Below are 13,953 nucleotides of genomic sequence, written 5' to 3' on the forward strand. Positions count from 1 at the left end.
GCTCACAGCTTGCCGCCCCGCCCGCCCTCGCGCCGCGCCGGCGCGATGAGCGTCGACAGATAGGGCAGCGGCTCCCCGTCCAGCTCGGCGGCCGGCCGTACGGACTCCTCCGGCAGCCCCAGCGCCGAACCCCACACCGCGTCACCCAGCCGCCCGGTCTCCCGCAGCACCTCGGCGACCTCGGCCGCCTGCCGCCCGAACTTGTAGGCGACGACCGTCCCCGGCCCGTTCAGCGCCTCCTTGAGCACACCCGACCCGGCGGTCACCGGCACCAGCGTCAGCGGCTCGGTGCCCTCGGTCAGCACGGCACCCGACCGGGCCGCGAGGTCCTGCATGGCGGTGATGCCCGGCACGGTCTCCACCACGGTGCCCGGCACCAGCTCGCCGACGGTCTGCGCGAGATACGTGAACGTGGAGTACACGTTGGGATCACCGATGGTCGCGAAGGCGACGGACCCGTGCTCCCGCAGCAGCGCGGCGACCCGCTCGCCGGCCGCGTCCCACGCCGCCTCCCGCCGCGCCCGGTCGGTGCGCTCGTTCAGCGCGAACACGACCCGGACGACCTTCTCGGCGCCCACGTAGTGCAGCACGGTCGCCTCGGCGCGGCCCCGCTCCCCGGTGTCCATCACGGGCACGACGACGACCTCGGCGGCCCGCAGCGCGTTCACGCCCTTGACGGTCACCAGCTCCGGGTCCCCGGGTCCGACCCCCACCCCGATCAGCCTGCTGCTCATGACGTCCGGCACCTCTCCACGAACCGACGGGCGACACCGGGCTCGGACGCCCAGTGCGTGTGCAGATAGCTCGCGTGCACACCGCGTTCCACGAATCCCTCGACGCGCCGCTCGGGCGCCCGCATCCCCCACGCCGGCGCCGCCCCGGCCCCCGGCTCCACGACCGTCCGGTGGAACTCGTGCCCCCGCATCCGCGTCCCCGCGGCGGCCAGCGCACTGTCGCTCACGGCCACGGCGTCCCGGTAGCCCAGGGTGAGCCGCTCGGACATCCGCGCGGAGGCGTCGAGCACCCCGCACATCGGCAGCCCGTCCAGCTCCCGGCACAGGTACAGCAGCCCCGCGCACTCGGCGGCCACGGGAGCACCGCTCAGGGCGAGTTCGGCGACGGACTTCCGCAGCCCTTCGTTGGCGGACAGCTCGGAGGCGTACACCTCCGGGAACCCGCCCCCGATCACCACCCCACCGGTCCCCTCGGGCAGCTCCTCGTCCCGCAACGGATCGAACACGACGACCTCGGCCCCGGCGGCGGCGAGCAACTCGGCGTGCTCGGCGTAGGAAAAGGTGAAGGCGGCCCCACCGGCGACGGCAACTCTTACCCCCTGGCCGGCTGCTTCCAGCCCGTCCGGCGCTTGAGGACGAGACCGTCCAGGCCGAAGCGGGGGTCCGGGGGCGGCAGCCCCCGGGGACGGGACGGGAAGGGGCGGCGGGGGCGGGGAAACCAGAGCCTCACCCGCATCCCAAGCCGCACAGGACAACCCCCCGGCACCCCGCGCGAGCCCGGCCAACGCCTCCAGATCACACCCGCCGGCCACCTGCGCCGCCATCGCCGCAACGGCCTCCACCGCCTGCGGACCCCGCTCGGCGACCGGCACCAACCCCAGATGCCGCGACGGCACGTCCACCTGCGGCGCCCGCCGCAACACCCCCAGCACCGGCACCCCGACGGAGTCCACCGCCTCCCGCAGCAGCGCCTCGTGCCGGTCCGAGCCGACCTTGTTCAGGATCACGCCCCCGATCCGCACCTCCGGATCGAAGGACACGAACCCGTGCACCAGCGCCGCCACCGACCGCGACTGCGACGACGCGTCCACGACCAGCACCACCGGCGCCCGCAACAGCTTGGCGACCTGCGCGGTGGACGCCAGCTCACCCTCGCCCGCCGCCCCGTCGTACAGCCCCATCACGCCCTCGACCACGGCGATGTCGCACCCCCGCGCCCCGTGCAGGAACAGCGGCCCGACCAGCTCGGGCCCGCACAGGTACGCGTCGAGGTTGCGCCCCGTCCGCCCGGTGGCGAGCGCGTGGTACCCGGGGTCGATGTAGTCGGGCCCGACCTTGTGCGGGGACACGGCGAGCCCCCGCGCGGCGAACGCGGCCATCAGCCCCGTGGCGACGGTGGTCTTGCCGCTGCCCGAGGAGGGCGCGGCGACGACCAGCCGGGGAACGGACGAGGTCACCACTCGATGCCCCTCTGCCCCTTCTGCCCGGCGTCCATCGGGTGCTTCACCTTGGACATGTCGGTGACGAGATCGGCGAACTCCACGAGCTTCTCCGGCGCGTTCCGCCCGGTGATCACGACATGCTGGGTGCCGGGCCGGTCACGCAGCACGGACACGACCTCGTCGGTGTCGACCCACCCCCAGTGCATCGGGTAGGCGAACTCGTCCAGCACGTACAGCCTGTACGTCTCGGCGGCGAGGTCCCGCTTGACCTGCTCCCAGCCCTCGCGGGCCTTCTCCTCGTTGTCCATCTGGGCGTCCCGCTGGACCCAGGACCAGCCCTCGCCCATCTTGTGCCAGTCGACGGACCCGCCCTCGCCGGAGGCGCCCAGCACCCGCAGCGCGTTCTCCTCGCCGACCTTCCACTTCGCCGACTTGACGAACTGGAACACCCCGATCGGCCACCCCTGGTTCCAGGCCCTGAGCGCCAGCCCGAAGGCGGCGGTGGACTTGCCCTTCCCGATCCCCGTGTGCACGACCACGAGCGGACGATTACGCCGCTGACGGGTCGTCAGCCCGTCGTCCGGCACGACACTCGGCTGCCCCTTCGGCATTACGCGGCCCTCCTGCTCGCCTGTACGTCCTTCACCAGCCCGGCGATGGAGTCCGCCCGCAGCTCGTCCAGCGTCACCGCCGTACCGCCCAGCTCACCCGCGAGCCGCCCCGCGAGCCCGAGACGCACCGGCCCCGTCTCGCAGTCCACGACCACGGAAGCGGTCCCCTCGGCCGCGAACAGCCGCGCGGCACGCCCCGCCAGCGCGACCGGCTCGGGACCACCGGTGGCCCGCCCGTCCGTCACCACCACGACCAGCGGCCGCCGCGCCGGATCCCGCAGCCGCTCCACCCGCAGTACTTCGTGCGCCTTCAGCAGGCCGGCCGCGAGCGGCGTACGGCCACCCGTCGGCAGCGACTCCAGCCGGACCGCCGCCGCGTCCACCGACGACGTCGGCGGCAGCGCCACCTCGGCCGCCGACCCCCGGAAGGTCACCAGACCCACCTTGTCCCGCCGCTGGTAGGCGTCCAGCAGCAGCGACAGCACGGCGCCCTTCACGGCGCTCATCCGCTGCCGCGCGGCCATCGACCCGGAGGCGTCCACGACGAACAGGACGAGATTGCCCTCCCGCCCCTCGCGCGTCGCCTGCCGCAGATCGTCCCGGCGCACCACCAGCCCCGGCCCGCTGCGCCCCCGCGCCCGCTGGTGCGGGGCGGCGGCCTGCACGGTCGCGGCGAGGTGCAGCTTGGTCAGCGCCCCCTGGGGCCGTCGGGCCCCGATGGTCCGACCGTGCTCGGCCCGCGCCCGCGAACGCCGCCCGGCGGCGCCCTCGCCCAGCCCGGGTACGCTCAGCACCTTCGTACGGAACGGCTCGGCGGCCCGCACGGGCTGCTGCTCGCCGGCGCCGGCCCCGGACGGCTGCGGCTCCCCGCCCTCCCCGGCCTCGGGCCGCGCGGCGGTGTCACCGTCGCCCTGCGGGGCGTCGTCGGGCTCGGGCTGTCCACCGGGACCGCCGCCGGGACCCGGGTCCGGATCGTCGTCGCCCCCGTCCCCGTCCTGCCCGCCGAACTCCTCCAGCGTCTCGTCGAGCTTGTCCTCGTCCAGACCGGGCGCGTCGAAGGGGTTGCGCCGCCGCCGGTGGGGGAGGGCCAGCAGCGCGGCCTGCCGCACGTCCTCCGCCAGCACGTCGGTCCGCCCGGCCCAGGCCGCCAGCGCGGTGGCCGTCCGCGCCATCACGATGTCGGCACGCATGCCGTCCACCTCGAAAGCGGCACAGGTCGCCGCGATCTGCCGCAGCGCCCCGTCACCGAGGCGCACCGACGGCAGCAGCTTCCGCGCCGCCACGATCCGCGCTCGTACGGCGGCCTCCTCGTCGGCCCAGCGCGCGGCGAAATCGGCCGGGTCGTCGTCGTAGGCGAGCCGTCGCCGCACGACCTCCACCCGCTGGTCGGGCTCGCGCGAGGCGGCGACCTCGACGGTGAGACCGAAGCGGTCGAGCAACTGCGGACGCAGCTCGCCCTCTTCGGGATTCATGGTGCCGACGAGCAGGAACTTCGAGGCGTGCCGCACGGACACGCCCTCACGCTCGACATAGGACGCGCCCATCGCGGCGGCGTCCAGCAGCAGGTCCACGAGGTGGTCGTGGAGCAGGTTGACCTCGTCGACGTAGAGAATCCCGCGGTGCGCGTCGGCCAGCAGGCCGGGCTCGAAGGCCTTCACGCCCTCGGAGAGCGCCCGCTCGATGTCGAGGGCGCCGACGAGTCGGTCCTCGGAGGCCCCGACGGGCAGTTCGACCATCCGCGCCGCCCGCGTCGTGCCGCCGCCTGGCTCGTGCGGCCCGTCCGGGCAGGCCGGGTCGGGGGAGCCCGGGTCGCAGGAGAAACGGCACCCGGAGACGACGTCCACCTCCGGCATCAGTGCCGACAGCGCACGCACGGCGGTGGACTTGGCGGTGCCCTTCTCCCCGCGTACCAGCACGCCGCCGACCGCCGGGGACACGGCGTTCAGCAGCAGCGCGAGTCGCAGGGAGTCCTGACCGACGACGGCACTGAACGGATAGGTGGTGCTCACGCGGCGATCACTCCTTCGGATGAGTTGAGACGCAACGGCACGAACGTCGTGGGGCGCGCTGCCATCGTGGGTACGTGCTCCCCGCCGACGCGGGGGTGGTCCGGCGCCGTTGTAGCCGTGACGCCGCATCGCGGCCTGCTCCCCGCCGACGCGGGGGTGTCCAGGGAGATCACTCGTCTCCCTCCAGGTCTCCCTCAAGGTCGAGGTAGGTCTGCCGGAGCCGGTCCAGGGTCTCCTGGTCCGGCTCCGCCCACAGGCCACGGTCTGCCGCTTCCAGCAGGCGTTCCGTAATGCCACGCAACGCCCACGGGTTGGACTGCCGCATGAACTCATGGTTCTCAGGTGAGAACACGTACTCCGCCGACAATTTCTCGTACATCCAGTCGTCCACGACCCCGGCCGTGGCGTCGTAGCCGAAGAGGTAGTCGACGGTTGCCGCCATCTCAAAAGCACCCTTGTAGCCGTGCCTTCTCATGGCGCTCATCCAGCGCGGATTGACCACCCGGGCGCGGAAAACGCGGTGGGTTTCCTCACCCAGGGTCCTTGTTCTCACCTGGTCCGGCACGGCCGAGTCCCCGACGTACGCCTCCGGACTCGCCCCCGTCAGGTGCCGCACCATGGCGACCATCCCGCCGTGGTACTGGAAGTAGTCGTCGGCGTCGACGAGGTCGTGCTCACGCGTGTCGACGTTCTTCGCCGCCACCGCGATCCGCCGGAACGCCGTCTCCATGTCGCCGCGCGCCGCACGCCCGTCGAGCCCGCGCCCGTAGGCGTAGCCGCCCCACACCGCGTACACCTCGGCGAGGTCCGCGTCGCTGCGCCAGTTCCGCGCGTCGATCAGCGGCAGCAGACCCGCCCCGTACGCGCCCGGCTTGGAACCGAAGATGCGTGCGGTGGCCCGCCGCCGGTCGCCGTGCTCGGCGGTGTCCTCGTCGGCATGCGCCTTCACGAAGTTCTGCGAGGCCGGCTCGTCCAGCTCCGCCACCGCCCGCACCGCGTCGTCGATCAGCCCGACGACGTGCGGGAACGCGTCCCGGAAGAACCCGGAGATCCGCACCGTCACATCGACGCGCGGCCGTCCCAGCTCCTCCAGCGGCACCACCTCGAAGCCTGTCACCCGCCGCGACGCGTCGTCCCACACCGGACGGCAGCCCAGCAGCGCCAGGATCTCGGCGATGTCGTCGCCCTGGGTGCGCATCGCGGAGGTGCCCCACACCGTCAGGCCGACGGACTTCGGGTACTCGCCCGTGTCCTGCAGATACCGCTGCACCAGCGAGTCCGCCAGCGACTGCCCGACCTCCCAGCTCAGCCGGGACGGGATCGCCTTGGGGTCGACGGAGTAGAAGTTCCGGCCGGTCGGCAGGACGTTGACCAGCCCGCGCGTCGGCGAACCGGAGGGTCCCGCCGGCACGTAACCGCCGTCCAGGGCGCGCAGGATGTGCCCGATCTCGTCCGTCGTCCGCGCGAGCCGCGGCACGACCTCCCGGCAGGCGAACTCCAGCACGGCCACCGCGTCGGGCAGTTCGGCGCCGAGCACCTCTCGCACCAGACCCGGTACCGCCGCGGTGTCCCAGTCCCGCGCCTCCATGCCCTCGGCGAACCGCCGGCACAGCTGCTCCAGCAGGTCGATCGCGTCGGCGGCCGACCGCCCCGGACCGTCCACCAGGTCCGTCAGCTCCACCGGCGCCTTCACCGGCGCGCCCGGCTCGGCCAGCAGTTCCTTCTCCACCAGCCCGAAATGCGAGGCCAGCGCCGCCCGCAGACCCGGCAGCGCGTTCGCCTGACCGCCCCACACCTGCGAGGCGCGCAGCACCGCCAGCACCAGGTTCACGCGCGGCTCGCCGACCGGGCCGCCGCCGAGGATGTGGAGGCCGTCGCGGATCTGCACGTCCTTGATCTCGCACAGGTAGCCGTCGATGTGCATGACGAACTCGTCGAACGCGTCGTCGTCCGGCTGGTCGTCCACGTGCAGGTCGTGGTGGAGCTCGGCGGCCTTGACGAGGGTCCAGATCTGCGCCCGGACCGCGGGCGCCTTCGCCGGGTCCAGGTCGGAGACGAGCGCGTACTCGTCGAGCAGCTGCTCCAGCTTGGCCAGGTCGCCGTAGGTGTCGGCGCGGGCCATCGGCGGTACCAGGTGGTCGACGACCGTGGCGTGTCCGCGCCGCTTGGCCTGGGTGCCCTCGCCGGGGTCGTTGACGATGAACGGGTAGATCAGCGGTAGGTCGCCCAGCACCGCGTCCGGCGCGCAGCCGCCGCTCAGGCCGAGGCCCTTGCCCGGCAGCCACTCCATCGTGCCGTGCTTGCCCATGTGCACGATCGCGTCGGCGCCGAAACTGTTCTCCAGCCACCGGTACGCCGCCATGTAGTGGTGCGACGGCGGCATGTCCGGGTCGTGGTAGATCGCGATCGGGTTCTCGCCGAAGCCGCGCGGCGGCTGGATCATGACGACGACGTTCTCGAACTGGAGGGAGGCCAGCACGATGTCGTCCCCGTCGACGTACAGCGACCCCGGCGGCTCACCCCACGCCTCCCGCATCGCGTCCCGCAGCTCCGGGTCCAGCTTCTCGAACCACGCCCGGTAGTCGGCCAGCGGCACCCGCGCGGGCGCGGCGGCCAGCTGGTCCTCCGTCAGCCACTCGACGTCGTGCCCGCCGGCCTCGATGAGCCGGTGGATCAACTCGTCGCCCCCGGACGGGTACCCGGTGACCCCGTACCCCGCGTCCCGCAGCGCGTCCAGGACCCGCACGGCGGACGCCGGGGTGTCCAGCCCCACGGCGTTGCCGACGCGGGAGTGCTTGGTCGGGTACGCGGTGAAGACCAGCGCGAGCTTCTTGTCGGCGTTCGGCTTGTGCTTGAGCGCCGCGTGCCGCACGGCGATCCCGGCGACCCGCCCGGCCCGCTCGGGGTCGGCCACGTACACCGGCACCTCGTCGGCGCCCTGCTCCTTGAAGGAGAACGGCACGGTGATCAGGCGGCCGTCGAACTCCGGGATCGCGACCTGCATCGCCGCGTCCATCGGGGACAGCGCCGCGTCGGACGCCTCCCAGGCGGCGCGGGAGGACGTGAGGCACAGCCCCTGCAGCACCGGCACGTCCAGGTCGGCCAGCGCCCCGATGTCCCACGCCTCCTCGTCACCGCCCGCGGACGCCTGTGACGCGTGGGTGCCGCCCGCCGCGAGGACGGTGGCGACCAGGGCGTCGGCCCGGCCCAGCAGCTCGTACAGCCCGGCGTCCGCGCCGCGCAGCGAACCGCAGTACACGGGCAGCGCGTTGGCGCCGCGCGCCTCGATCGCGTCGCACAGCGTGTCCACGAAGGCGGTGTTGCCGCTGAGGTGGTGGGCGCGGTAGAAGAGCACGCCGACCGTCGGGCGGCCCTCGACGAAGGACCGCGAGCCGTGGACGCCGTACTCCGGCATCTTCCGCGGCCCGTCGAAGCCCTCGCCGGTCAGCAGCACCGTGTCCGACAGGAACCGGGCGAGCTGGGTGAGGTTGTCGGGGCCGCCCTCGACCAGGTAGCGCAGCGCCTCCGCCACGACCCCGGCCGGCACCGACGACTCGGCCATCAGCTCCGCGTCCGGCACGCTCTCGCCGCCGAGCAGCACGGTCGGGATCCCGGACGCCTTCAGCGCGGCCAGCCCGTCCTCCCAGGCGCGCTTGCCGCCCAGCAGGCGGACGACGGCGAGGTCGGCTCCCTCGACCAGTCCCGGCAGGTCCTCGCGGACGTCGACCCGGGTCGGGTTGCCGATCCGGTAGGCGGCGTCCGACGCGCGGGCCGCCAACAGGTCCGTGTCGGCGGTCGACAACAACAACACTGTGCTCATGCGGGCGCTCCCGGTGGAATGAAGGGCAGTCCTTGTGGCGCGCCGGACTCGATGAGCCGCCACAGCGCGTCCGTGTCCGCGTGCTGTTCGATCAGGTCGCCGAGCCGGTCGAGCTGCTCCTCGCGCAGCGCGGCGAACGAGGTGTCGGGGGCCGGCGCGAAGCGGCGGCCCGCGGCGGCGGCCACCTCGCGCAGGAACGCCCGCCGGAAGCCGTCCGACTCCAGCGAACCGTGCCAGTGCGTGCCCCAGGTCCGGCCGACCCGGCAGCCGTCCAGGAAGGCGTCGCCGCCCAGCACCTCGGCGACCCCGTGGTGGATCTCGTACCCCTCGACGCGCTCGCCGAGGGCCTCGCCCACCGGCCGCGTGAGGGTCTTCTCGCGGGCGAACCGCACCCGCACGGGCAGCAGTCCGAGTCCGTCGACATGTCCGGCGCGGGACTCGACCTCGTCCTCGATGTGTTCACCGAGGAGCTGGAAACCGCCGCAGATCCCGAGGACCGGCCGCCCCTCGGCGGCCCGGCGCGCGATCGCGTCCGCGAGTCCCCGCTCCCGCAGCCACCGAAGCGCCCGCACGGTCCCGCGCGTCCCCGGCACGATCACCAGGTCCGCGTCGGCCAGCTCCTCCGGCCGGTCCACGAACCGCACCACGACACCCGGCTCGGCGGCCAGCGCGTCCACGTCCGTGAAGTTGGACATCAGCGGCACCGCGCACACCGCGACCCGCAGCACGTCCTCGCCGACGGGCGGGGCGACGACCGACTCCCGCACCGTCCCCCGAAGAGAGACCCGCAGCCCGTCCTCCTCGTCGATGCCGAGCCCGTGCCGGAACGGCAGCACGCCGTACGCGCGCCGCCCGGTCAGCCCGTGCAGCATCTCCAGCCCCGGCTCCAGCAGCGAGACGTCGCCCCGGAACTTGTTGACGAGGAACCCGGCGACCAGCGCCTGGTCCTCGGGGGAGAGCAGCGCCACCGTGCCGAAGAAGGACGCGAAGACGCCCCCGCGGTCGATGTCGCCGACGACGAGGACGGGGAGCCCGGCGCCCCGGGCGATCCCCATGTTCACGATGTCCGTCCGGCGCAGGTTGATCTCGGCCGGACTGCCCGCCCCCTCACAGATCACCGCGTCGTACGTACCCCGGAGTTCGGCCAGACAGTCGAGCACCGTGCCGAGCAGCCGCTGCTGCCGCCCGCCGTGGTAGCCGCGGGCGCTCATCTCCCCGACCGGCTTGCCGAGCAGCACGACCTGGCTGCTCTGCTCGCCGCCCGGCTTGAGCAGCACCGGGTTCATCAGCGCGGTCGGCTCGACGCGGCACGCCTGCGCCTGCATGGCCTGCGCCCGCCCGATCTCGGCGCCTTCCCGCGTCACGAACGAGTTGAGGGACATGTTCTGCGCCTTGAAGGGCGCCACCTTCACGCCCTGCCGCACCAGCCAGCGGCAGATCCCGGCGGTGACGACGCTCTTGCCGGCGTCGGAGGTGGTGCCGGCGACGAGGAGGCCACCGTTCATGACGTACGTCCCTTCCCACGGACTCCATTGATCCCGTTGATCCCGCCGCCCCCTCCGACCCCGCGGACGAGCAGCCGCGCGCCCGCGCACACGCCCAGCGCCAGCCAGCCCACGCGCCGGGACAGCCGTACGGCCCGCTCGATGTCGCCGGAGCCGGCCCGGACGGCGCGTCCCGCCGCCCCGTTGAGCACCGGCCGGTGCTCGACGCGCCCGCCGTACGAGAGCGTCCCGCCGAGCCGCACGCCCAGGGCGCCCGCGAAGGACGCCTCCACGGGACCGGCGTTGGGGCTCGGGTGCTGCGCGGCGTCGGCACGCCAGGCCCGCACGGCCCCCCGGGGGGCGCCGCCGGCCACGGTGGTCAGGACGGCGGTCAGACGGGCGCCCGGCCAGCCCGCCACGTCGTCGAGCCGGGCCGAGGCCCAGCCGTACCGCCGGTACCGCGGGGACTTGTGGCCGACCATGGCGTCCAGGGTGTTCACGGCCCGGAAGCCGAGCAGCCCGGGGACTCCCGCCACGGCACCCCACACCAGGGCGCCCACGACCGCGTCGGAGGTGTTCTCGGCGACGGACTCCACGACGGCCCGGGCGATCCCGTCGGCGTCCAGCGCCTGCGGGTCCCGCCCGCACAGGTGCGGCAGCCGGGCCCGGGCCGCCTCGACGTCCCCGGCCTCCAGCGCCCGCCCGATCGCGCGGGCCTCGCGGGCCAGCGAGGTTCCGCCCACGACGGCCCAGGTGGCCGCGCCGGTCAGCGCGACGGAGGCGGCGGGGGAGCGGCGGACGGCGCGGGCGGCCACGGCCCCCAGGGCGACGGCGCCACCGGCGCACACGGCGGTGTGCAGCGCGCCCCGGCCCCGGTGGTCACGCCACAGCACCCGTTCCACGGCACCGGCGGCACGGCCGAACGCGGCGACCGGGTGCCCCCGGCGCGGATCGCCGAGGAGGAGGTCGCCGAGAAGGCCGGCGGCGGCGCCGTACGCGAAGACGCGTTCGGCGCGCACGGCTCAGCCGGCCGTGGGAAGGAGGGGCAGCGGAAGTGCGTCGCTGGTGAGCCGGGAACGGCAGCCGCGCATGGCGATATGTCCTCACTCAGGGTGTCCACGCCCTGGTTCGACGAAATCGGCGGCGAGAGTTCCTGGCTCCCGGGGCCGTACTTGCGTACCGCCCCGGTGACAGTGGCGGGACCGCGCCGGACTCGCACCGGCTTCCTCTCCTGCCGCCGTAATGGCTCCGGCAGTCCACCACGGCCCGCGAACACCCGTCAACTTGCTGTTGACCTGCGCCGGGGGAGTGTGCGGAGGCCCACACGCGGGTGGTGCGCGCCGGCACGGGAAAAGCGCGGGGCGCGGGACGGTGGAGTCCGTCCCGCGCCCCGCGCACGCGGTGTGTGCCCGGCGGGTCAGGCGACGATCAGATAGATCCCGTACGCCACCGCCGCCGCGCAGGCCGCGAAGCAGGCGTAGGCACCGGTGACCGCGAGCGCCGCGGAACCGCCCTGGGCGGCGGCCCGCTCCTGGCGGGAGAGGCCGGCGATGCCGAGGGTGAACAGGGCCACGAGACCCACGGTGGCCACGAGACTGACCCCGAAGACGGAGCCGAGGGCTGCCCAGTCGATTGTCATGGCGGTTCTCTTCCTTCGTACCCGGGACGCGGGCTCAGACGGGGGTGGCGGCCGACGGGGCCTTGGTGCCGGAGGGAGCGGCGGCCGGGGCCGCGACGGTGGCGGTGAGCTCCTGGCCCGGGCCCGCCGGGGGCGGGGTCACGGCGGCGATCGCCGTGGTCACCACACCGGCCGGCTCGGGCGCCGGCTCGTCGCCCGTGTTGACGTTCGTGTGGTCGACGACCTCGCGCCGGGAGATCCGCCAGATCGCGAAACTGGCGGCGACCAGGAAGACCGCCACGAGCGCCGTGCCCCAGTCCCCGAAGCCGCACACCCACTCGGCGAGCGCGGCGACCAGCGCCGCGGCCGGCAGGGTCAGGCCCCAGGCGACGAACATGCGGGTGGCCGTGGACCAGTGCACCACGCCGCCCTTGCGGCCGAGGCCCGCGCCCATGACCGCGCCGGAGACCGAGTGCGTGGTGGAGAGGGAGAAGCCGAGGTGGGAGGAGGCCAGGATGACCGTGGCGGCGCTGGTCTGGGCGGCGAAGCCCTGCTGCGGCTGGAGGTCGGTCAGGCCCTTGCCCATGGTGCGGATGATGCGCCAGCCGCCGAGGTAGGTGCCGAGCGCGATGGCCATGCCCGCGGACAGGATGACCCACACGGGCGGGTTCGAGCCGGGGGCGAGGGAGCCGCCGGCGATCAGGGCGAGGGTGATGATGCCCATGGTCTTCTGGGCGTCGTTGGTGCCGTGGGCGAGCGAGACCAGGCCGGCCGAGGCGATCTGCCCGGCGCGGTAGCCCTTCTCCGCGGCCCTGCCGTCGGCCCTGCGGCCGAGCGAGTACGTCAGCCGGGAGGCGAGCATCGACGCGACGCCCGCGACGATCGGGGCGGCGACGGCCGGCAGCAGCACCTTGGTGACGAGCACGTCGCCGTGGACCGAGCCGACGCCCGCCGAGGCGACGGCGGCGCCGATCAGGCCGCCCATGAGGGCGTGCGAGGAACTGGACGGAAGCCCGACCAGCCAGGTCAGCAGGTTCCAGAGGATCGCGCCGACCAACGCGGCGAAGATGACCTCGGGACGGATACCGGTCTCGTCGACGAGACCCTTGGAGATCGTGTTGGCGACCTCCACCGAGAGGAAGGCGCCGACAAGGTTCAGGACGGCGGACATCGCCACCGCCACCTTGGGCTTGAGCGCACCGGTCGAAATGGTCGTTGCCATCGCGTTCGCGGTGTCGTGGAAACCGTTCGTGAAATCGAACGCGAGTGCGGTCACCACCACAATCGCGAGGATCAGCGAGAAGCTTTCCATTTACCCAGGCAATCGTTCGAGGTCATTGGCGCGTTGAACGTAGGTAACCAGAGTGAACGGAAGATGAACTGGACCGGGCGTCATGGTGACCGGAAACGGCGCCGTGACCTCCGCGAACGCCTGCGCTGCGTGCCCGTGCCGACGCTCTCCGGAAAGGCGCCTGGCAGGATCGCCGCGAGGCGCCGGACCGCGGCGCGGCGAGGGGCGTGCGGGACGCCCGGCGGGAGGCGTGGACTGTGACGGAATCGAAGGCCGGACGGGTGTCCGCGGAGGAGTCCGAGGCCTGGGAGGCGCTCGTCGCGACGGCCCGGCGGACGGTGGCCGACGGGCTGGTGGTCGGCACCTCCGGCAACGTCTCGGTGCGGGTCGGCGACACGGTGCTGGTCACCCCTTCGGGCGTTCCCTACGACCGTCTGGCCCCCGGCGACGTGACCGGCGTCGGCCTCGACGGCCGGCAGGTGCTCGGCACGCTGGCCCCCACCAGCGAGCTGCCCATGCACCTCGCCGTCTACCGCACCACCGACGCCCGGGCCGTCGTCCACACCCACGCCGTGCACGCGACGGCGGTCTCGCTGCTCGTCCCCGAGCTGCCACCGGTCCACTACATGGCCGCCGCGCTCGGCGGCCCCGTCCGGGTCGCCCCCTACGCGGCCTACGGCACCGACGAACTCGCCCGCGCCGTGCTGACCGCCCTCACCGACCGCACCGGCTGCCTCCTGCGCAACCACGGCACGATCACCTACGGCGCCACCCTCGACCAAGCCTACGACCGCACCGCCCAGCTGGAGTGGATGTGCCGCCTGTGGCTGACGGCCTCCTCGGTCCCGGGCCACACCCCCTCCCTGCTGACCCCGGCCCAGCTGGACGAGGTGACGGAACGCCTGCGCGGCTACGGCCGGCCGACCTGACGACCACGCCGCCGC

Annotated in this window: 10 protein-coding genes and 1 riboswitch; of the genes, 1 reads left to right on the forward strand and 9 read right to left on the reverse strand. The window is 73.8% G+C overall.

Translation table 11 applies throughout. From position 1 onward, the window contains the following. Positions 1 to 2: 2 nt before the first annotated feature. The 9 genes from cobI to ACIRFH_RS16360 all read right to left on the reverse strand — a co-directional run bounded on the left by cobI (position 3) and on the right by ACIRFH_RS16360 (position 13,030). The gene (cobI, locus tag ACIRFH_RS16320) at positions 3 to 734 is read right to left on the reverse strand and encodes a precorrin-2 C(20)-methyltransferase (protein WP_403520974.1); all 732 of its coding nucleotides are present in this window, start codon (positions 732 to 734) and stop codon (positions 3 to 5) included. Then, a complete protein-coding gene (locus ACIRFH_RS16325; RefSeq protein WP_403520976.1) occupies positions 731 to 2,191 on the reverse strand; it encodes a cobyrinate a,c-diamide synthase in 1,461 nt (486 codons plus the stop codon). Before ACIRFH_RS16325 ends, cobI begins: the two co-directional genes overlap by 4 nt. Continuing rightward, positions 2,188 to 2,787: a cob(I)yrinic acid a,c-diamide adenosyltransferase gene (gene cobO / locus ACIRFH_RS16330; RefSeq protein ID WP_403520978.1), complete on the reverse strand. Its 600-nt coding sequence runs from the start codon at positions 2,785 to 2,787 to the stop codon at positions 2,188 to 2,190. Before cobO ends, ACIRFH_RS16325 begins: the two co-directional genes overlap by 4 nt. Continuing rightward, complete coding sequence (locus ACIRFH_RS16335; protein WP_403520980.1) at positions 2,787 to 4,796, reverse strand: putative cobaltochelatase; 2,010 nt, start codon at positions 4,794 to 4,796, stop codon at positions 2,787 to 2,789. The genes cobO and ACIRFH_RS16335 overlap by 1 nt, the downstream gene beginning before the upstream one ends. Before the next feature lie 169 nt (positions 4,797 to 4,965). Continuing rightward, complete coding sequence (gene cobN, locus ACIRFH_RS16340) at positions 4,966 to 8,616, reverse strand: cobaltochelatase subunit CobN (protein ID WP_403520982.1); 3,651 nt, start codon at positions 8,614 to 8,616, stop codon at positions 4,966 to 4,968. Continuing rightward, positions 8,613 to 10,121, reverse strand: a complete 1,509-nt coding sequence (locus ACIRFH_RS16345) for a cobyric acid synthase (protein ID WP_403520984.1) — start codon at positions 10,119 to 10,121, stop codon at positions 8,613 to 8,615. Before ACIRFH_RS16345 ends, cobN begins: the two co-directional genes overlap by 4 nt. Beyond that, positions 10,118 to 11,119: a cobalamin biosynthesis protein gene (locus ACIRFH_RS16350; RefSeq protein ID WP_403520986.1), complete on the reverse strand. Its 1,002-nt coding sequence runs from the start codon at positions 11,117 to 11,119 to the stop codon at positions 10,118 to 10,120. The genes ACIRFH_RS16345 and ACIRFH_RS16350 overlap by 4 nt, the downstream gene beginning before the upstream one ends. A gap of 128 nt (positions 11,120 to 11,247) precedes the next feature. Then, positions 11,248 to 11,330, reverse strand: a riboswitch (cobalamin riboswitch). Positions 11,331 to 11,517: 187 nt separating this feature from the next. Beyond that, entirely contained in the window at positions 11,518 to 11,739 is a 222-nt protein-coding gene (locus ACIRFH_RS16355) for a hypothetical protein (RefSeq protein WP_403520988.1), read from the reverse strand. Positions 11,740 to 11,773: 34 nt separating this feature from the next. Continuing rightward, positions 11,774 to 13,030, reverse strand: a complete 1,257-nt coding sequence (locus ACIRFH_RS16360; protein ID WP_403520989.1) for an anion permease — start codon at positions 13,028 to 13,030, stop codon at positions 11,774 to 11,776. Positions 13,031 to 13,266: 236 nt separating this feature from the next. Here ACIRFH_RS16360 and ACIRFH_RS16365 point away from each other — a divergent pair, with 236 nt between their 5' ends. Continuing rightward, a complete protein-coding gene (locus ACIRFH_RS16365) occupies positions 13,267 to 13,938 on the forward strand; it encodes a class II aldolase/adducin family protein (RefSeq protein ID WP_403520991.1) in 672 nt (223 codons plus the stop codon). Positions 13,939 to 13,953: the final 15 nt, after the last annotated feature.

Origin of the sequence: Streptomyces sp. NPDC093586 (genome assembly GCF_044764905.1) — a bacterium.
Lineage (GTDB): Bacteria > Actinomycetota > Actinomycetes > Streptomycetales > Streptomycetaceae > Streptomyces.